The sequence below is a fragment of the Actinokineospora sp. HUAS TT18 genome, from assembly GCF_051364635.1.
Classification (GTDB): domain Bacteria; phylum Actinomycetota; class Actinomycetes; order Mycobacteriales; family Pseudonocardiaceae; genus Actinokineospora.
Genome location: NZ_CP195645.1, coordinates 5914354 through 5933482 on the forward strand (window position 1 = coordinate 5914354; position 19129 = coordinate 5933482).

General features: G+C 71.6%; 17 protein-coding genes and 1 riboswitch. Of the genes, 9 read left to right on the forward strand and 8 right to left on the reverse strand.

The features are described 5' to 3' along the window. The first annotated feature begins 73 nt into the window (after positions 1-73). Both ACSHT8_RS27470 and ACSHT8_RS27475 read left to right on the forward strand, forming a co-directional pair. Entirely contained in the window at positions 74-2653 is a 2580-nt protein-coding gene (locus ACSHT8_RS27470) for a M4 family metallopeptidase (protein ID WP_436493787.1), read from the forward strand. Between the two features lie 143 nt (positions 2654-2796). Further along, the gene (locus ACSHT8_RS27475) at positions 2797-3957 is read left to right on the forward strand and encodes an alkaline phosphatase PhoX (RefSeq protein WP_436493788.1); all 1161 of its coding nucleotides are present in this window, start codon (positions 2797-2799) and stop codon (positions 3955-3957) included. 60 nt (positions 3958-4017) lie between these two features. Here the strand turns inward: ACSHT8_RS27475 and ACSHT8_RS27480 are convergent, their stop codons facing one another. Then, positions 4018-4314 carry a 4a-hydroxytetrahydrobiopterin dehydratase gene (locus tag ACSHT8_RS27480; protein ID WP_436493789.1) on the reverse strand — a complete coding sequence of 99 codons (297 nt, stop codon included), beginning with the start codon at positions 4312-4314 and terminating at the stop codon, positions 4018-4020. Between the two features lie 34 nt (positions 4315-4348). Further along, positions 4349-4457, forward strand: a riboswitch (TPP riboswitch). 21 nt (positions 4458-4478) lie between these two features. Here ACSHT8_RS27480 and ACSHT8_RS27485 point away from each other — a divergent pair. The 3 genes from ACSHT8_RS27485 to ACSHT8_RS27495 are packed head-to-tail and all read left to right on the forward strand — an operon-like array spanning position 4479 to position 8142. Further along, positions 4479-5507, forward strand: coding sequence for a thiamine ABC transporter substrate-binding protein (locus ACSHT8_RS27485; RefSeq protein ID WP_436493790.1), 1029 nt, complete (start codon positions 4479-4481; stop codon positions 5505-5507). Then, positions 5504-7138, forward strand: a complete 1635-nt coding sequence (locus tag ACSHT8_RS27490) for an ABC transporter permease (RefSeq protein WP_436502196.1) — start codon at positions 5504-5506, stop codon at positions 7136-7138. Before ACSHT8_RS27485 ends, ACSHT8_RS27490 begins: the two co-directional genes overlap by 4 nt. Beyond that, positions 7138-8142, forward strand: coding sequence for an ABC transporter ATP-binding protein (locus ACSHT8_RS27495; RefSeq protein ID WP_436493791.1), 1005 nt, complete (start codon positions 7138-7140; stop codon positions 8140-8142). Before ACSHT8_RS27490 ends, ACSHT8_RS27495 begins: the two co-directional genes overlap by 1 nt. Here the strand turns inward: ACSHT8_RS27495 and ACSHT8_RS27500 are convergent. Genes ACSHT8_RS27500 through ACSHT8_RS27510 form a run of 3 tightly spaced genes read right to left on the reverse strand, consistent with a single transcriptional unit; the run spans position 8126 to position 11084 of the window. Beyond that, positions 8126-8998, reverse strand: a complete 873-nt coding sequence (locus ACSHT8_RS27500) for an ABC transporter permease (protein ID WP_436493792.1) — start codon at positions 8996-8998, stop codon at positions 8126-8128. The genes ACSHT8_RS27495 and ACSHT8_RS27500 overlap by 17 nt on opposite strands. Beyond that, positions 8995-9990, reverse strand: a complete 996-nt coding sequence (locus ACSHT8_RS27505; protein ID WP_436502197.1) for an ABC transporter ATP-binding protein — start codon at positions 9988-9990, stop codon at positions 8995-8997. Before ACSHT8_RS27505 ends, ACSHT8_RS27500 begins: the two co-directional genes overlap by 4 nt. A gap of 20 nt (positions 9991-10010) precedes the next feature. Further along, complete coding sequence (locus tag ACSHT8_RS27510; RefSeq protein WP_436493794.1) at positions 10011-11084, reverse strand: LolA family protein; 1074 nt, start codon at positions 11082-11084, stop codon at positions 10011-10013. Positions 11085-11227: 143 nt separating this feature from the next. Here ACSHT8_RS27510 and ACSHT8_RS27515 point away from each other — a divergent pair, with 143 nt between their 5' ends. From ACSHT8_RS27515 to ACSHT8_RS27530, 4 genes are all read left to right on the forward strand, one after another. Next, entirely contained in the window at positions 11228-11950 is a 723-nt protein-coding gene (locus tag ACSHT8_RS27515) for a response regulator transcription factor (protein ID WP_436493796.1), read from the forward strand. Continuing rightward, entirely contained in the window at positions 11947-13275 is a 1329-nt protein-coding gene (locus ACSHT8_RS27520; protein WP_436493798.1) for a sensor histidine kinase, read from the forward strand. Before ACSHT8_RS27515 ends, ACSHT8_RS27520 begins: the two co-directional genes overlap by 4 nt. A gap of 150 nt (positions 13276-13425) precedes the next feature. Continuing rightward, on the forward strand, positions 13426-14043 hold the full coding sequence (locus ACSHT8_RS27525; protein WP_436493800.1) for a (deoxy)nucleoside triphosphate pyrophosphohydrolase: 618 nt from the start codon (positions 13426-13428) through the stop codon (positions 14041-14043). A 30-nt stretch (positions 14044-14073) separates the two neighbouring features. Next, positions 14074-14802, forward strand: coding sequence for a DUF3558 family protein (locus ACSHT8_RS27530; protein WP_436493802.1), 729 nt, complete (start codon positions 14074-14076; stop codon positions 14800-14802). Here ACSHT8_RS27530 and ACSHT8_RS27535 read toward each other — a convergent pair. Genes ACSHT8_RS27535 through ACSHT8_RS27550 form a run of 4 tightly spaced genes read right to left on the reverse strand, consistent with a single transcriptional unit; the run spans position 14786 to position 19003 of the window. Beyond that, entirely contained in the window at positions 14786-16018 is a 1233-nt protein-coding gene (locus tag ACSHT8_RS27535) for a cytochrome P450 family protein (RefSeq protein ID WP_436493804.1), read from the reverse strand. The two genes, ACSHT8_RS27530 and ACSHT8_RS27535, sit on opposite strands and share 17 nt — an antisense overlap. Then, entirely contained in the window at positions 16015-17712 is a 1698-nt protein-coding gene (locus ACSHT8_RS27540) for a 1-deoxy-D-xylulose-5-phosphate synthase (RefSeq protein ID WP_436493806.1), read from the reverse strand. The genes ACSHT8_RS27535 and ACSHT8_RS27540 overlap by 4 nt, the downstream gene beginning before the upstream one ends. A gap of 11 nt (positions 17713-17723) precedes the next feature. After that, positions 17724-18551: an SAM-dependent methyltransferase gene (locus ACSHT8_RS27545; protein WP_436493808.1), complete on the reverse strand. Its 828-nt coding sequence runs from the start codon at positions 18549-18551 to the stop codon at positions 17724-17726. 14 nt (positions 18552-18565) lie between these two features. Then, positions 18566-19003, reverse strand: coding sequence for an ester cyclase (locus ACSHT8_RS27550; RefSeq protein WP_436493810.1), 438 nt, complete (start codon positions 19001-19003; stop codon positions 18566-18568). Positions 19004-19129: the final 126 nt, after the last annotated feature.

Sequence of the window (19129 nt, forward strand, 5' to 3'; positions counted from 1 at the left end):
TCCGCCTCGTTATCCCTTCCTCACCGTCTGCCACGAGGGCGGCAGACGGCCCTGCAGCCAGAAGGAAACAACGATGCGTCCCACCCGTATGGGTTGGCGGCTGACCGCTGCCGGTGTCGGCACCGCCGTCGTCGGCGGCGTGCTGCTGGTGTCCACCAGCGCGACCGCCGCTCCCGCCCAGGTCAGTGCCGCCCAGACCGCGATCGCGCAGCACGGTGCCGCTGTCCGGGCGTCGTCCGACGACACGTTCACCGAGATCAACACCTCGACCGACCCCGATGGGGCCACTCACGTCCACATGGCCCGCCAGTACAAGGGCCTCGACGTCATCGGCGGCGACGTCATCGTCCACAGCGCGCCCGGTGGCGCGTTCGCGGGGGCGTCGCTGACCCAGCAGGCGCCGCTCTCGCTGACCACCGCGCCCGGACTCAGCAGGATCCAGGCGACCAGGAAGGCCGAGGCCGCGTTCCCCGGCCTGAAGGCGGACGGCGCCTCCCGCCTGGTCGTCGACCAGCTCGGTGACGTCGCCAAGCTGGCGTGGAAGATCCCCGTCAAGGGCAAGGGCGCCGACGGCCACGGCGACTACCGCCACGTGCTGGTCGACGCCGCCACCGGGCTGATCCTGCACAGCTTCGAAGGCGTCCACACCGCCGACGACGGTGTCGGCCACGGCCAGCAGGTCGGCGACATCAGCCTCGGCACCAGTCAGGCCAACGGCACCTGGACGCTGAAGGACCCGGCGCGCGGCAACGGTGAGACCCAGGACGGCAACGGCACCGGCGACCTGACCTACGGCAGGCCGCCGACCAACATCACGTCGTTCACCTCGGCGACCAACACCTTCGGCAACGGCACCTCGGCCAACCGCGCCAGCGCCGCCGTCGACGCGCACTACGGCATCATGAAGACCTGGGACTACTACAAGAACACCCACAACCGCAACGGCATCGCCAACGACGGGGTGGGCGCCAAGTCCTACGTCCACGTCGACGAGGGCGTCGTCAACGCCGCCTGGCTGCCCGACTGCTTCTGCATGATCTACGGCGACAACGGCGACAAGCCGCTGACCACTTTGGACGTCGCGGGCCACGAGATGTCCCACGGTGTCACCGAGAAGACCGCCGGTCTCGTCTACTCCGGCGAGTCGGGCGGCCTGAACGAGGCCACCTCCGACATCTTCGGCACCCTGGTCGAGTTCTACGCCAACAACCCGTCCGACCCGGCCGACTACCTGATCGGCGAGAAGGTCGACATCAACGGCAACGGCACGCCGCTGCGCTACATGGACGACCCGACCAAGGACGGCCGCTCGAAGGGCTGCTGGTACAGCGGCGTCGGCGGCATCGACGTCCACCTGTCGTCCGGTATCGGCAACAAGTTCTTCTACATCCTCGCCGCGGGCTCCGGCCAGTCGTCGTGGGGCAACGCGCCGACCTGCAACGGCGCCCCGGCCGTGGCCGGCATCGGCAACGACAAGGCGGGCAAGATCTGGTACCGCGCCCTGTCGACCTACATGACCTCCAACACCAACTACTCGGGTGCCCGCACCGCAACGCTGAAGGCGGCCAAGGACCTCTACACCGCCACCGAGTGCAACCGGGTCAACGCCGCGTGGGCGGCCGTCGCCGTCACCGGCGCCGCGTTCGACTGCGGCTCCACCACCCCGGGCGCCCCGACCGTGACCAGCCCGGGCAACCAGACCGGCACCGTCGGCACCGCGGTCAACCTGACCAACTCGGCCACCGGCGGCACCGCGCCGCTGACCTGGTCGGCCACCGGCCTGCCCGCGGGCCTGTCCATCGCCTCCGGCACCGGCACCATCTCCGGCACGCCCACGGCGGCGGGCACGTCGAACGTCACCCTGACCGTGACCGATAGCTCCAGCCCGGCCAAGACCGGTCAGGCGTCGTTCACGTGGACGGTCAACCCGACCGGCGGCGGTACCTGCTCGATGGTGTCCAACGGCACCGACTACTCGATCACCGACAACTCGACGATCGAGTCCCCGGTGACCGTGTCCGGCTGCACCGGCAACGCCTCGGCGACCGCCACCGTGGCCGTCAACATCGTCCACACCTACATCGGTGACCTGACCGTCTCGCTGATCGCGCCGGACGGCTCGGCCTACGTCCTGCACAACAAGACCGGTTCGGGCACCGACAACATCAACCAGAACTACACCGTCAACCTGTCGGGCGAGGCCGCCAACGGCACCTGGAAGCTGCGGGTCAACGACTCCGGCCCCGGTGACACCGGCAGGCTCGACACGTGGTCGCTGACCACCGGTTCCGGTGGCGGCGGCGGTGGCACCTGTGCCCCGGCGACCAACGGCAACAACGTCAACATCCCGGACAACACCACTGTCGAGAGCTCCATCGCGCTCACGTGCGGCGGCAACGCCTCGGCGACCAGCACCGTCGCCGTCGCGATCGTCCACACCTACCGCGGTGACCTCGTCATCGACCTGGTGGCGCCGGACGGCACCGCCTACCGGCTGAAGAACTCGTCGTCGAACGACTCGGCGGACAACGTGAACCAGACGTTCACGGTCAACCTGTCGAGCGAGGCCCGCAACGGCACCTGGAAGCTGCGCGTCCAGGACGTGGCGACCAGCGACACCGGCTACATCGACAGCTGGACCCTGACCAGCTGAGCTCTCGCGTGACGGACGCCCGGCGGGTTTCGGCTCGCCGGGCGTTCTTGCGTCCTACGCCGCTCGTTTGTCTGGCTTTCACTCGATCCGCGTACGGTGCGGAACGTTGTGACCACGCACTGTGACACGATCGGAGTCAGACCGTGGAACGTCGTAATTTCCTCCGGGCCGCCGTCATCGGCGGAGCCGCCACCGCTTTCGGTGGCGCCGCCTGGGCCCCCGCCTTCGCCGCGCCCGCGCAGCCCGGCCCTGGCCCGTACGGGGCGCTCCAGGCCGCGGACGCCAACGGCATCATGCTGCCCGCCGGGTTCACCAGTCGGGTGATCGCCCGATCGGGACAGAAGGTCGCGGGAACCAACTACACCTGGCACCCGGCCCCGGACGGCGGCGCCGTGTTCGCCGACGGCACCGGCTGGATCTACGTGTCCAACAGCGAGGTCTCCAGCACCGGCGGCGTCGGTGCGATCAAGTTCAACTCCAGCGGCACCATCACCGGCGCCTACCGGACGCTGTCGAACACCAACGTCAACTGCGCGGGCGGCGCGACGCCGTGGAACACGTGGCTGTCGTGTGAGGAGGTGTCGACGGGCCGCGTCTTCGAGACCGACCCGTGGGGCGTCAACCCGGCCGTGTCCCGCCCGGCGATGGGCCGCTTCAAGCACGAGGCCTGCGCCGCCGACCCCGACCACGGCTACATCTACATGACCGAGGACACCTCCGACGGCTGCTTCTACCGGTTCAAGCCGACCACGTGGGGCGACCTGACCAGCGGCACGCTGGAGGTCCTGAAGGGCACCAGCTCCCAGACCAGCGGCGCGGTCACCTGGGGCGTCGTGTCCGACCCGGACGGCAGCCCGACGGCCACGCGCAACCAGGTCAGCGGCGCCAAGCGCTTCAACGGCGGCGAGGGCTGTGTCTACGCGGCGGGCGTCTGCTGGTTCACGACCAAGGGCGACAACCGGGTGTGGGCGTACAACGCGAACACCTCGTCGATCTCGTTGGCCTATGACGACTCGCTGGTCGTGGGCGGCGGGGCGCCGCTGACGGGCGTGGACAACATCACGCGGGCGGGGAGCGGTGATCTGTTCGTCGCCGAGGACGGCGGGAACCTGGAGATCTGCGTGATCACGCCGGACGACGTGGTGGCGCCGTTCCTGCGGGTGACGGGGCAGTCCTCGTCGGAGATCACCGGGCCCGCGTTCACCCCGAACGGGCAGCGGCTGTACTTCTCGTCGCAGCGCGGGACCTCGGGCAGCAGCAGCGGCGGGATCACCTACGAGGTGACCGGCCCGTTCCGAAGCTGATCCCGTCCCCGTTCGTCCCATTGTTCAACAATTCGAACAATGGGACGAACGGGCGGGCGGTCAGCCGCGGATGGCGTCGATCACGCCGTCGATCTCCTCGGCCAGGCTGACGTCCAGGGCGGTGATCCCGTTCGCCGAGTGGGTGGTGCAGCGGAAGGTCAGCGTCCGCCAGCGGATGTCGATGTCCGGGTGGTGGTTGTCGTTCTCGGCGATCTCCGCCACCCGGTTCACCACCTGGATGGCCTGGGAGAACCCGTCGAGCTCCACCACCCGCACCAGGCCGCCCTCCTTCAACTTCCAGTCCGGCAGCGTGCCGAGTGCGACGCCGATGTCCTTGTCACTGAGCAGTTCAGGCATGACCCCAATAGTGACCGCTGGGCCAGGCGTACGCTCGTCACGCCACGGGAGTCCGCTCAGGCGGGCTGAGAGGAGGGGCGTGCCCTCGACCGTCCGCACCTGATCCGGGTCATGCCGGCGCAGGAAGGTCCTCGTGGCATGCCCACGCCCCGAGGAGGAAGTCCATGCGCAAGTTCGTCGCCATCGCGGCCGCGGTCATGTTGACCGCCGGTTGTTCGCTGTTCGGTTCGGACGAGGGCGGTGACGGCAAGGTCGTCCTGGTCACCCACGACTCGTTCGAGTTCGACCAGGCCGTGTTCGACAAGTTCAAGTCAGACACCGGCATCACCATCGAGGTGCGCAAGAGCGGCGACGCGGGCGCGCTCACCAACCAGCTGGTGCTCACCAAGTCCAACCCCATCGGCGACATCGCCTTCGGCGTCGACAACACCTTCGCCTCCCGCGCGCTCACCGAGGGCGTCTTCGCCGAATACCGCAGCCCCGAGGCCGCCAAGGGCCCACAGCGGTTCGCGATCGACGAAACCGGCAGGCTCACCGCCGTCGACACCGGCGACGTGTGCGTCAACGTCGACCCGGCGGGCCTCGCCGCGCGCGGGCTGACCCCGCCGACCTCGTTCGAGGACTTGGCCGACCCGAAGTTCAAGGACCTGCTGGTAGTCGAGGACCCGGCGACGAGCTCGCCCGGCCTGGCGTTCCTGCTGGCCACGGTGTCGCAGTACGGCCAGAAGGACTGGCAGAGCTACTGGGGCCGCCTCCGCGCGAACGGGGTGAAGGTCGTCGCGGGCTGGGAGGAGGCCTACACGCAGGAGTTCTCCGGCTCCTCCGGCAAGGGCCCCCGCCCGATGGTGGTCTCCTACGCGTCGTCGCCGTCGGCCGAGGTCGACGAGGCGGGCAAGCCGCGCACGCTGGCGCTGCTGGACACGTGCTTCCGCCAGGTCGAGTACGCGGGCGTGCTGACCGGGGCGAAGAACACCGAGGGCGCGCGCAAGGTGCTCGACCTGCTGCTGTCGGAGCCGTTCCAGGTGAAGGTCCCGGAGAAGATGTACGTCTACCCGGCGCGTGAGGGTGTGGCGCTGCCCGCGGCCTGGGTCGCCGCCCCGGCCCCGGACTCCCCGGCGACCCTGCCCGCCGCCGACATCCAGGCGAACCGGGAGCGGTGGATCGAACAGTGGCGCACGGCCGTCCGCGGCTGACCCGGTGGGCGGGCGCCTCGACCGCGCCCGCCCGCCGTCCGCCGCACGGCGCCGGTGCGCTGGTGGCGGCGTTGGTGCCGCTGGGGTTTCTCGCGGTCTTCTTCGTCTGGCCCGTTGTCGCGATCGTGCGGCGGGGGCTTGGCGAGGGTGGGGTCGCGCGGGTGCTCGCGGCCGCCGATACGTGGGGGCTCGTGCTGTTCACCCTCGCCCAGGCTGCCGCGTCGACGGTGGTGGCGGTGGTGGCGGCCATGCCAGTGGCGTTCCTGCTGGCGCGGTGTGCGTTGCCGGGGATGGCGCTGGTCCGGGCCGTCGTGTTGGTGCCGTTCGTGTTGCCGACCGTGGTGGTGGGGTTGGCGTTCCGGTCGCTGTGGCCCGATGGCGGGGTGTTGGCGATCGTGTTGGCGAACGCGTTCTTCAACGTCGCCGTGGTCGCGCGGACGGTTTCGAGTTTGTGGGCGCACCTTGACCGGCGGGCCGAGGACGCCGCCCGGTCGCTCGGCGCCTCGCCGGTCAGGGCGTTCATCTCGGTGACGCTGCCTGCCCTGCGGCCGGCGATCGGGTCGGCGGCGGCGGTCGTGTTCCTGTTCTGCGCCACCAGTTTCGGCGTCGTGCTGCTTCTCGGTGGCGCGCGCTATCGCACCCTGGAAACCGAGATCTACCTGCGCACCGTCGACCTGCTCGACCTGTCCGGCGCCGCCGCCCTCTCGCTCATCCAGGTGACGGCCGTGGTCGCGGTGCTGGTCATCGCGGCTGTCGCGCGGCGGCGGCGGGAGACGGCGATGACGCTGCGGCCGCGGACCGAGACCGCGCGGCGGCCGCGCGGGCGCGAATGGGTGGTCGCGGCGGCCGCCTACGCCGTCGTCGCCGCGTTGCTCGTCCCGATCGTCAACCTCGTCCTCCGCTCACTGTCTACTAAGGACGGTTGGGGGCTCGACGGGTACCGCGCCCTGTCCGGCACCGGTTTCCGCGGCTCGCTGCAGATCTCGGGGGTCGACGCGGCGGTGAACTCGTTGCGGGCCGCCATGGACGCCACCCTGATCGCGCTCGGGCTCGGGGTGACGGCCGCCGTCGTGCTGGTGTCGCTGACCCGCAGCCGGATCAGGCCCGCGGTCGTGGACGCGCTCGACACCGCGCTGATGGTGCCGCTGGGAGTCTCTGCGGTGACGGTCGGCTTCGGCTACCTGATCACCCTCGACGCACTGCCCGGCGACCTGCGCACCTCGCCCGCGCTCGTCCCGCTCGCCCAGGCCCTGGTCGTGACGCCGCTGGTGATCCGCATGCTGCTCCCCGTCCTGCGGTCCATCGACGAGCGGCTGCGGCAGGCGGCGGCGTCGCTCGGCGCGAGCCCGTGGCGGGTGTGGCGGGAGATCGACATCCCGCTCGCCGGGCGGTCGCTGCTCGCCGCTGCGGCGTTCGGGTTCGTGGTGGCGCTCGGCGAGTTCGGGGCGACGAGCTTCCTGGCGCGCGCGGACACCGCGACGCTGCCGGTGGTCATCGGGCGGCTCATCTCGCGGCCCGGCGAGCTCAACAACCAGATGGCCTACGCGGCCTGCACACTGCTGATGGTGGTGACCGTCGCGGCGGTGCTGCTGGTCGAGCGGCTGCGGGTCCAGTCGGTGGGGGAGTTCTGATGCTGCGTGTCGAGGGTGTCGGGGTGCGCTACGGCACCGTGCCCGCCGTGTCCGATGTGGACATCGAGGTGGCCGACGGCGAGGTCGTCGCCCTGCTCGGGCCGTCCGGCTGCGGCAAGTCGACGCTGTTGCGCGCCGTGGCGGGCCTGGAGCCGCTCGCGTCGGGCGCGATCGCGTGGAACGGCGGCGACCTGGCGGGCGTGCCGGTCCACAAGCGCGGCTTCGGGCTCGTCTTCCAGGACGGCCAGCTGTTCCCGCATCGCGACGTCGCCGCGAACATCGCCTTCGGCCTGCGGATGCGGGGCGATTCCGCGCCCGGACGCGTCGACGACCTGCTCGACCTCGTCGGCCTCGCCGGCTACAACAACCGCCGGGTGACCGAGCTGTCCGGCGGTGAACAGCAACGCGTCGCGCTGGCCAGGGCGTTGGCGCCGCGGCCCCGGCTGCTGCTGCTCGACGAACCGCTGTCCGCGCTCGACCGGGTGCTGCGCGAGCAGCTGGCCATCGACCTGGCGCGCGTCCTGCGGACCGAGCGCAGCACGGCGATCGTCGTCACCCACGACCACGACGAGGCGTTCACCCTCGCCGACCGGGTCGCGGTCATGCGGTCCGGCCGGATCGTCCAAACCGGACGTCCCGACGAGGTCTGGCGCCTGCCCGCCGACGACGACACCGCCAGGTTCCTCGGCTGCGGGCTGATCATCGACGGCACCGTCCGCGACGGCGCCCTGACCTGCGAGTTCGGCACGGTCACGCTCCCGTGGGCGCCCGCTGGGGACGTGCGGCTCGGGCTGCGGCCGACCGCCCTGCGCGTGGGCGACGGCCCGACTGAGGGCACCGTCGCCGCCCGCGTCCACCGCCGCGACCACGTGCGGCTGGTGGTCGACACCCCTCGGCGCACGGTTGACGCCGTGGCCGCGATCGCGGACGCGCCGGACGTGGGAGACCCGGTCCGGCTTGTCCTCGACCCTGACGGCCTAGCGGTACTCAGCCGTCGCGACTGAGCATTCTGGCCAGGGCCAGCGAGTAGCCGATCACGATGTAGCAACCTGCCCGCAGCACGCCTTCGAGGAGCGTTCCGGTGGGCAGCGGGTCGCGGATGACCTCCGGGATCGTCTCCCAGCTCGTGGTCATGAGCACCGGGTCGAGCCAGTCGAGCGCGGGGATCGCGCTGAGCACGCCGGACAGGATCACCACGCCGAGGCCGACGACGACCACGATCAGCGGGTGCTCGGTCCACGCGGACACGGCCAGCGCGATCGCGGCCAGCGCCCAGATCTGCACCGTCACCAGCAGCACGGTCAGCAGGATGCGGCCGATGGCGTCGATGAACGGCAGCGACGTGCCCGACATCGTCAGCATCCCGTCGCCGCCGAGCAGCAGGACTCCGGCGATGGAGCCGGTGACCGCCATCAGCAGCACGACCAGCAGCGACACTGTCGCGACGCCGAACGCCTTGACCGCGAGCACGCGCGGCCTGCTCACCGGGGCCAGCAGCAGCGACCGCAGCGTGCCGTTGGCGGTCTCGCCCGCCAGCGCGTCGGCGGCCAGCATGGCGCCGGTCAGCGGGAGCAGCATGTTGAGCGCCAGGACCAGCGCGAACACCGGCAGCAGCAGGCCGTTGCCGTCGACGAGCGCGGCGATGCCTTCGCCGACCGGGTCGCCGCTGGTGTCGCCGGACGAGGCGAGCGCGATGCCGATGCCCGCGATCACCGGGACGAGCGCCAGCAGGCCGATCATGATGAGGGTGCGGGGCCTGCGCAGGACCATCCGCAGTTCGGACCGCAGCAGGCGGACCAGGGGAGCGGTGCGCGCCCGCGGCCGCTGGACTTCGGTCGGCAGGTCGGCGGTGATGGTCATCGGGCTTCCTCCGCGACGGGGAACTCGAACTCGGCGAGGTCGGCGTCGGAGTCGCCCGCGCCGTTCTCGGTGAGGCGGGCGAAGAGGTCCTCCAGGCCGGTGCGGTCGCGCTTGACCTCGTAGACCGGCACCCCGGCCTGCACCAGCGTCTCGACCACCAGCGGCGCCGTCGTCGCGGTCAGGTCGGCGCGGACGCCGTCGGGGACCGCGCGGGCCGGGATCCGGTTGTCGCGCAGCGCGTCGACCGCCCTGGCGATGTCCGGGGTGGTGACGAGCAGGCCCGCGTTGCCGGAGTCGAGCAGGTCGGCCAGCTCGCCCTGCGCGACGACCGTGCCCTGGTTGAGCACGGCCACGTGCGTGCACGTCGCCTCGACCTCGGACAGCAGGTGTGATGAGACGAGCACGGTGGTGCCCGCGGCGTGCAGGTCGGCGATCACGGCGCGCACCTCGCGGGTGCCCGCCGGGTCGAGGCCGTTGGTCGGCTCGTCGAGGACGACGAAGCGGCGCGGCACCAGCAGGGCCGCGGCCAGGCCGAGGCGCTGCTTCATGCCCAGCGAGTAGCCGCGGTAGCGGCGGTGGGCGGCGCCGGTCAGGCCGACGCGCTCGATCGCCTCGGCGACGGCGGCCGGAATGCGGGCGGTGTCAAGGTGGGGTTCCACCGCGGCCATGCGCAGCAGGTTCTCCCGGCCGGACAGGAACGGGTGGAAACCGGGGCTCTCGACCAGCGCGCCCACCTCGGGCAGCGCGTGCGCAGCGCCGTCGGGCAGCTTGTGGCCGAGCAGTTCGACCTCGCCCGCCGTCGGCATGACGAGGCCGAGCAGCATGCGGATCGTGGTGGTCTTGCCGGAGCCGTTGGGGCCGAGCATCCCCAGGACCGCGCCCATCGGGACGTCCAGATCGACATTGTCGACCGCGACCGTGCCGCGGTAGACCTTGCGCAATCCGCGCGTCCGGGCGGCGAGCGGGATGGCCGCGGCGTCGGCCGCGACCATCCCGAGCTCGGAAACGCCGGTCACTTCTGTCCCAGCGCGTCGACGAGCACCTGCTGCGGCACGGCGCCCACCGCGGCGCGGCCGTCGGTGGTCACCAGCGCGGTGCCGACCTTGGTGGTGATGACGTAGCCGGTGCCGAACGGACCGGTGACCTCCTTGCCGATCTGCTTCAGGAAGGTCGTGGCGTCCGCGTCACCGCCGCCACGCTGGCTCGGCGCCTTCGACTGCAGCGCCTCGGCCGGGATCTTGCCGACGAGCACGGTGTCCCAGCCCTCGCCGACGACCTTCGCGTCGAGCTGGGCGAAGAGGTCGTCCTGCTCGGCCTTGGTCGGCTGGTGGTCGCCCGGCTTCTCCTCGACGACCTTCACCCCGGCGGGCGGGGTGTACTGGAACAGGCCCGGGTCCTGCGCGCCGGTGCTGAACTCGGTGAAGCCGATCTTCACCGCGGGCGTGGCCTGGCCGTTGGCCAGCACCTCCAGCCGCAGCGGGAGCCGGGTCTCGGAGTCGACCGCGACCCGGACCTCGCGCAGCAGCGTGCGCTCGGTCGGCTTCGGGGTGAGGACCAGCTGGTAGACCGGCCGGTCGGCGACACGGGCGGTGCCGTCGACGGTGACCGTGCTGTCCTTGCCCATGAGCGCGACGAACTCGCGGGCGGCGGTGGCCGGGTCGGCCAGCGTGTCCGCGCCCTTCTTGTCGGTCTCGGCGTCGGCGAGCTTGGTCACCGAGCGGTTGGCGGAGCTCCAGATCCAGGTGGTGCTGCCGTCGCGGACCACGGTGCGCTCACCGTCGCCCTGGTCGATCGACAGCCGCGCCCGGCCCTGGCCGTCGGTGTAGACGTGGGCGGCCTCGCCGCTCGCGCCGGTCGTCGGCAGGCCCGGGATCGGGATGCCGAGGTCGCTGCTGAACTCGACCGCGCCGGACATCGCCGGGATCTGGCTGGTCAGCACCGACTGGACGAGCGCCTCCGCGGTGACGTCGGGCAGCGCGGGCGGCGCCGTGCCCGCCCCCGCGGGCGTCGCCAGCAGGACCAGCCCGACCACGCCGGTGGCCGTCCCGGCCGCCGCGACGGTCAGTGCCGTCCGTTTCCTGTTCATGCTCTACTCCCCTGTTCGGGTTCGTGTTCCCGCACCACTGAGACTGCACCCCGGGAGCTGAGATGGCGCTGAGAGCGCGACGCACGCTGAGAAGCCGCTGAGAGTGACCGCGCGGATCCGGCTCGGGCCGCCATGATGGCAGGGTGAAACCTCGCGTGCTCGTGGTCGACGACGAACTTGGTGTGCGCCGCGCGCTGCAGCGCGGGCTCACCGCGGAAGGCATGGACGTGGTGGTGGCCGCCGACGGCCCCAGCGCCCTGCGCATCGCGCTGACCGGCACCTTCGACGTGATCCTGCTCGACATCATGCTGCCCGGGCTGTCGGGGTACCGGGTGCTGGAGCACCTGCGCAACGAGGGTGTGAGCACGCCGGTGCTGCTGGTCTCGGCCAAGGACGGCGAGGTCGACCAGGCCGACGGGCTCGACCTCGGGGCGGACGGGTACCTGGTCAAGCCGTTCTCGTTCGTGGTGCTGGTCGCCCAGGTCAGGGCTGTTCTGCGCCGGACCGCGGAGGACGGGTCGGGGCGCAAGGTGCGGCTGGGGGAGCTGGTCGTGGACCGGGGGACCCGGGAGGTGCGGTTCCGGGGGGAACTGGTGTCGCTGAGCCCTCGGGAGTTCGCGGTGCTGGACGTGCTGGCGGGGCGGGCTGGGGCTGTGGTGACGAAGGACGACCTGCTGCGGGCGGTTTGGGGGGACGAGCAGGCGGCCACGCGGAACGCGGTGGAGGTCTACGTCGGGTACCTGAGGCGGAAGTTGGACGCTGCTGGGGCTGACGGGATCGTGCGGACGGTTCGGGGCCATGGGTATCTGGCTTCGACTAGCGAGATCGATGAGGTGCTCGACCCAGCGGGCACCCGCCCGCGGTGAACAAGCTGCGCGCGCTGTGGTTGCGGCGCACGATGCGGTTTCGGGTCACCATGGTCACGACCGTGGTGACGCTGGCTGTGCTGATCGGGCTGGCGGTCGTCAGCAGTCGGATGATCGGGCCGCTGCTGGTGCGCTCCGCCGACGCTGAGCTGTCCGCGTCGCTCGACGGGGCGATCGAGCGGGTGGAAGCGGGGTTGGCGCCGTTCACGCCGTCGCCGAACGTGCGGGTGCGGGTGTTGGACACGGCGGGGCAGCCGGTCGACGGGGGTGGGGCGGTCGATCTCGGGCCGCAGGACATCCGGGTGCTCAAGTCGGGGACGCCGGTGCTGCGCGACCACGACTCGCCGCCCACGCGGTGGCTGGGGACGGTCGTCAGCGCGCCGGACGGCACGCAGCGGCTCGTGGTGACGGGTACCGGCATCGTCGGGTACGCCGCCGCGCACGGCGAGGCCCTGTACTGGCTGGTGATCGCGGCGCTGCTGGTCGCGGTGGCCGTCGCGGTCGTGACGTGGCTGGCGGTGCGGTCGTCCCTGCGACCGGTCGAGCGCATGCGCGTGGCGGCGGGCAGGCTGGCCGCCGGACGCAGGCTGCCGCTGCCGGAGGCGCACGACGAACTCCGCTCGCTGGCGGGCGCGCTCAACGCCCTGCTGGCCCGCCGCGACGAGGCGACCGACCGACTGCGCCGCTTCACCGGCGACGCCGCGCACGAGCTGCGGTCGCCGGTCGCATCGATCCGCGTGCAGGCCGAGGTGGCGGTGACGCACCCGGACCCGGAGCTGTCACAGGAGGTTCTCGCCGACGTCGTGCGGGAGTCCGAGCGGTTGTCGGCGCTTGTCGACGGTCTGTTGGCGTTGGCGCGCGCGGACGCGGGCGAGGTCCCGGCCGCCGAGGCGGTCGACCTGGTCATCGCCGCGAAGGACGCGGTCCATCGCTGCGGCGGAGAGCTGACGATCCAGACCCACCTGCCCGCGACGCCCAGCTGGGCGTTCGCCGCACCGTCCGAAGTGGACTTGGTGCTGGACAACCTGCTGCGCAACGCGATCCGGCACGCACGGGCTCGGGTGACGGTGACCGTTGTCGGCGGCAGCAAGGCCGTGCGGCTGGTGGTGGACGATGACGGGCACGGTGTGCCGGAGGAACATCGCGGGCGAGTGTTCGACCGGTTCTATCGGGTGCAGGACGACCGGGCGCGGTCGAGTGGCGGGACGGGGCTGGGGTTGGCGCTGGTCGCGGAAGTGGTCCGGCGGCGGGGTGGCGCGGTGCGGGTGAGCGACTCGCCGGATGGCGGGGCACGGTTCCAGGTCGTGTGGCGGGCGGCCCGGTGAGCGTCGGATGGCTCGAGCCGGTGGAGCGGGGGACGGTTCCGGAGTCGGAGGGCTCGGGTGACCAGGTGATGGAACGTTGAGTCGGATGGCCCGGGTTGGGTGGAGCGGTGAGTGTCGGGTGGCTCAGGTGACGGAGCGGTGGGTGGTTCGGTGAGTCGGGCGTTGTCGGCGGCACTCGGCGATGAGCGGGTGCTCGATCCGTCTCGTCCGGGGCTGGTCGGGGTCGGGGACGAGATCCGCGTCGGCCGGTCCCGCCAGCGGATCACCGCACTGGGCGTCGACGGCGTCCAGGTCGCCCACGTCGGTGGCCCGCCGATGTCGAACCGCGCGTGGGCGTCGGCCCTGGACCGAGCGGTCGCCCGCGCCGCCGAGCTGGCCGAGGCCCGCGTGGTCGTCGGCGCCGCCATCGTCCGCGACGGTCGGATGCTCGCCCAGCAACGCGCCTATCCGGCGCCGACCGCCGGGTTGTGGGAGCTGCCGGGTGGCCGCGTCGAGACCGGCGAGTCCGATGTGGACGCCGTGCGGCGGGAGTGCCTGGAGGAGTTGGGGGTCGAGGTCACCCCACTGGACGTGATCGGCCCCGACGTGGTCCTCCGCGACGACCTCGTCCTCCGCGTCTACGGGGCGACGCTGGAGTCGGGGGAGCCGCATCCGCACGACCACCAGGCAGTGGCCTGGCTGACGGAGGGCACGCTGCACACGGTCGAGTGGCTCCCGGCGGACCGGGTGCTGCTCCCGGCGGTGCGGGCGTTCCTGCGGACTAGGTAGTTCTACGCGTTCGGTAGTCACCCGGATCCGATGCGTGATCGGCTGCGTCATAATTCCCGAGGAACACCTAGGGGGAGACATGCCAGACGACGACCGGACACGGAACTCCGGACCGACCTCGATCAACTCGCGGTGGTGGCCGAGAGAGGCGGGCAGGAGATGCCTAGGAATTGGCTGCTGGGCTTGGTGACGCTGGTGGTCCTGTCGTCCTGCACTCCGGACACGACGGACGTCGACCCCTCGCCCACAGGAACGACCGCGGCCACCACCACCCGGTTGACGCCCTCGGCCATCGCCACCCCGCTCGGTCTGGGTGACAGGTGGAAGAAGCCGTGTGAGCTGATCGAGGTCTTCTCCTTGGAGGACTACGGATTCGGTGATGAGGAGGACGGGGAGCCGTTCGAGACCGCACAGGGCGCGGCATGTCGATGGACCGCGACCGACGCGCGTGTGCACATGGCGGTGCGACTTGAGATCATCGCCTATCCGAACTACGACATCATCGGCCAGACCTACGCCGATGCTGACAAGGCGCTCATCTTCAAGCCCACGAGTCTGACGTTGGACGGCCTGCCCGCCGCGTACGTGGTCGACGATCCGGCATCGTGCGCCTTCGTCGCGGGTCTCTCGGCCACGCAGGGCGTCAAGGTCACGTACAGCCGTGCGCAGCCGTTCGGGGACATGCCCGTAAAAGATCGGTGTTCGTACCCCTACAGCGCAGTGTCGGGTGTGGTCTCGACGATCAGGCCGCCGAAGTGAACAGGACCGGGAGGTGTTTCAGCCCCCGCAACGCCGGTGACGTCCGGTAGACCAGCTCCGAAGCGGGGACCGCGAGCCGAATGTCCGCGCACCGTTCCAAAAGGACGCTGAACGCGGTCTGGGTGGCCATGCGGGCCAGAGGGGCGCCGAGGCAGCGGTGGATTCCGTGGCCGAAGCCCATGTGCGACCCCTCCGCCCGCGTCACGTCGAAAGACTCCGGGCAGCTGAAGCGGCGAGGGTCCCGGTTGGCGGTGGACAGCGAAAGGAAGACCGGGTCCCCGCGCGGGATCAGCACGCCGTCGATTTCGAGGTCTTCCATGGCGAACTTCATCAGGGACATCAAGGACGGGCCGTCGAAGCGCAGCATCTCCTCCACGGCGCCTGGCATGAGGGAAGGGTTGGCGCGCAGTAGAGAAAGCTGGTCCGGGTTGGTCAGCAGGGCGAGCATGCCGCTGCCGATCAGGCTGGACGTGGCCTCGAAACCGGCCAGCAGCAACAGCAGTGTCAGCGCGCGCAGTTCGCCGTCGGCCAGGTGGTCGCCGTCGTGGTCGCTGTGGATGAGGCTGCCGATGAGGTCGTCGTCGGGGGTCGCGCGTTTGGCGGCCAACAACTCCACGATGTAAGCCTGGAGCCAGGCGAGGGCCTCGGGCAGGCGGGCGGCGTCGGCGGGATCGGTGGAGACCAAAGCTGATGCCTGGTAGTGGAACTCGGCGCTGTCGCGGTGGGTGACGCCGATGAGGCGCATGATCACCTGGCTGGCGATGGGGACGGCGTAGTCGGCCATGATGTCGGCGCGGCCGAGGGGCAGCAGCTCCGCGATGACGCGTTCGGCGACCGAGCGGGCGTGGGGGCGCAGGGCGTCGATGCGGCGGGCGGTGAAGCCGCCGTTGACCATGCGGCGCAGGCGGGTGTGGTCGGGTGGGTCGAGGTTGGCCAGGCTCGCGGCGATGCCCAGGGCCTCCGGCGCGGCCACCCACGGCAGCGCGCGGACCTCGGCGGGGGCGTTGTTCAGGTCGGCGGACAGCCGAGGGTCGACCTGGGCGGCGCGGACATCCTCATACCGCGTGACGACCCACGCGTTCATGCCGTGGAACACCACGCGCCGCACCGATTCGCCCTCCCGCACGTCGGCCAGCAGCGGGTGCGGGTTGTGGCGGAACGCGGAACCGAGGGCGTCGAGGTCGATGGGGCACGCGGGCTGGTCGACGGTGGTCATCCGGTCACCTCCGTGAGATGGGCACACAGGTCGAGCACGGAAGCGGCGACGCCGTCCGCGGTCAGGCCCGCCGCGCGCAGGAGTTCGGCGCGTTCGGCGTGGGGGAGGAACTGCGGGGGCAGTGCGAGGGTGGCGACGCGGGTGTCGGGCAGTGCGGCGGCGAGCCGGGACCCGAGCGACCCGGTGGCCACGGTGTCCTCCACCGCCACCACCAGCCGGTAGCCGCGCGCCAGCTCCATCAGGTCCTCCGACAGCGGCGCGGTCCAGCGCGGGTCGGCCACCGCCGCCGACACCCCGTGCCGTTCCAGTTCCACCGCCGCCGAGAGACTTGCCAGCGCCAGCGGCCCGACCGCGACGATCAGCACGTCGCTCCCCGAGCGCAGGACGTCGACCGTGCCGTAGCGGGACTCGGCGGGGATGTCGGGACCGGCCGCCGCCTTCGGGTACCGCACGACCGTCGGTCCGTGCACCTCGACGGCCTCGTTCAGCAGCTCCCGCAGCCGCCGTGGGTCGCGGGGCGCGGCCAGGCGCAGGCTGGGCACGACCGGCAGCACCGACGCGTCCCACACGCCGTGGTGGCTGGGGCCGTCCGGGCCGGTGATCCCGGCCCGGTCCAGCACGAACGTCACCGGCAGCCCGTGCAGCGCCACGTCCATCACGACCTGGTCGAACGCGCGGTTGAGGAACGTGGCGTACACCGCGACCACCGGGTGCCGCCCGCCCATCGCGAGCCCTGCGGCGCACGTGACGGCGTGCTGCTCGGCGATCCCGACGTCGAAGACGCGGTCGGGGAACCGCTCGGCGAAGCGGTGCAGGCCCGTCGGGCGGAGCATCGCCGCGGTCAGGCACACCACGTCCGGACGGCGGGCGCCGATCTCGGCGATCTCGGCGGCGAACACCGACGTCCACGTCGGGCCACCCACCGAGTCCAGCGCGCCGACGGCGTGGAAGTGGTCCTCGTCGTCGGCCTCCGCGGGCGCGTAGCCGCGGCCTTTGGCGGTGACGACGTGCACCACCACCGGCCTGCCCAGCGAAGCCGCCGCACGCAGCGCGGACTCGGTCGCGGCGACGTCGTGGCCGTCGACCGGGCCGAGATACTCCAACCCCAACGCGCGGAACACGTTGTCGGCGGACTCGCCCCGGCGCAGCGCGGCCAGGTGCGCCGCGAGCCCGCCGACGGTGGGCGCGTAGGAGCGGCCGTTGTCGTTGAGGACCACGACGACCGGCCGGTCGAGGTTGTTCAGCGCCTCCCAGCTCATCCCGCCGGTCAGCGCGCCGTCGCCGACCACCGCCACAACCCGCCCCGCGCGGCCGGACCGGGATAGACCGTCCGCATAGGACAGTGCGGTGGACGCGTGCGAGTTCTCCACGAGGTCGTGCGGCGACTCCGCGCGTGCCGGGTAGCCCGCCATGCCGCCCGACTTGCGCAGCGTCGCGAACCCGTCGAGCCTGCCGGTGAGCAGTTTGTGCACATAGGACTGGTGCCCGGTGTCGAACACGATCGCGTCGCGGGGCGAGTCGAACACCCGGTGCAGGGCGATGGTCAGCTCGACGACGCCCAGGTTGGAGCCCAGGTGCCCGCCCACCCGGGTGACCCGGTCGACCAGCACCCGCCGGATCGACGCCGCCAGCGCGGGCAGCGCGTCGGCGGGCAGGGCGCGCAGCTCGGCGGGGGAGCCGATGATGTCGGACACCGGGCCCCGCCTCAGGCCGGGCGCTCGGCGGTGACGGCCAGGTAGCCCACCCGCTCGAACACGGCGAACGCCTGGTCCCACATCTCCGGCGGCATCTCGATCTCGGCGAAGTCGAGCCCCGACGCGGCCGCGGTCTGGGTCAGCAGCTCGGTCACCTTGGCCTTGGAGTAGCGGGTGCGGTGGCTGACGTCGATCGCCTCGGTGACCCGCAGGCCCGCGTCGGCCAGCAGCGCGCGGTAGCCGTCGAGGTCGGTGAGCGAGTGCACCATCAGGCCCTGGAGGGTCTGCGCCAGCGCGAGCTTGCCCGCCTCCGTGTCCGGCTCAGCGGCCGACAGATCGCACAGTGCCAGCCGCCCGCCCGGCCGCAGCACCTCGGCCACACCGCGCAGCACGGTCAGCCGGTCCGGCATGTGCAGCAGCGACTCCACCGCCCACACCGCGTCGAACGAGCCCGCGGCGAACGGCAGGGCCATCGCGTCGGCGAACTCGAAGCGCACCCGGTCGGCCACGCCCGCCGCGGCGGCCAGCTCGGTCGCCGCGGCGATGTCCTTGGCGCTGACCGAGATCCCGACGATCCGCAGGTCCGGCACGGCCTGCGCCAGCCGGACAGCGGGACGGCCGCGCCCGCAGCCCAGGTCGAGCACGCGCTCGCCCGGTCGGGCCGCGAGCAGCTCGACCATGTGGTCGGTGAGCCGGTCGGTGGCCTCGGCGAACGAGCTGTCGTCGTCATCGCCGGTCCAGTAGGCGAAGTGGAGGTTGCCGCCCATCAGCTCGGCGAGCATGTCGCCCTTCTCGTCGAAGAAGCGGCCGACATCGGCGGTGGTCAGGTCGGTCTGCATGGTGCTCCTCCGGATCACGGGGCGGGGACGATCCCCATCTGCTGCAACAGGCCGAACATGTCGTAGTAGTCGAAGTGCTCGGCGATCAGGCCGTCCGGGCCGAACCGCAGGACGGTCACCGCGTGCTGGTCGACCTTGCTTCCGTAGACCGCGCCGGGGATGTGGGCGAAGTCGCCGGTCAGCGTGCCGGTGCCGTTCCAGGTGACCGCGGCCCGGTCGCCGGACACGATCGGCTCGCCGACCGCGATGTGCGAGTCCGGGCTCGCGGCCAGCCACACGCGAAGGAACTCGGCGATCTCGGCGCGGCCGGTGAACGTCTTGCCGATGGCCATGTCGCGCATGACGGCGTCCTCGGCGTAGCACGCGGCGAACGCCTCGACGTCGCGGCTGTTGAACGTGTCGAACAAGCGGGCCACAAGTCGTTCGTGGGAAAGGGAAAGGTGGGTGGTCATCTCGCCTCCGCCGGGAGTCGCGGCTGGTGACGATCACCGTCCCACCGCGCGCCGCGCCGGACAACGGACGACGGCACGACCGGGCGGTGACGATGTCCCGGCGCGGGATGCAGAACGCATGACCGG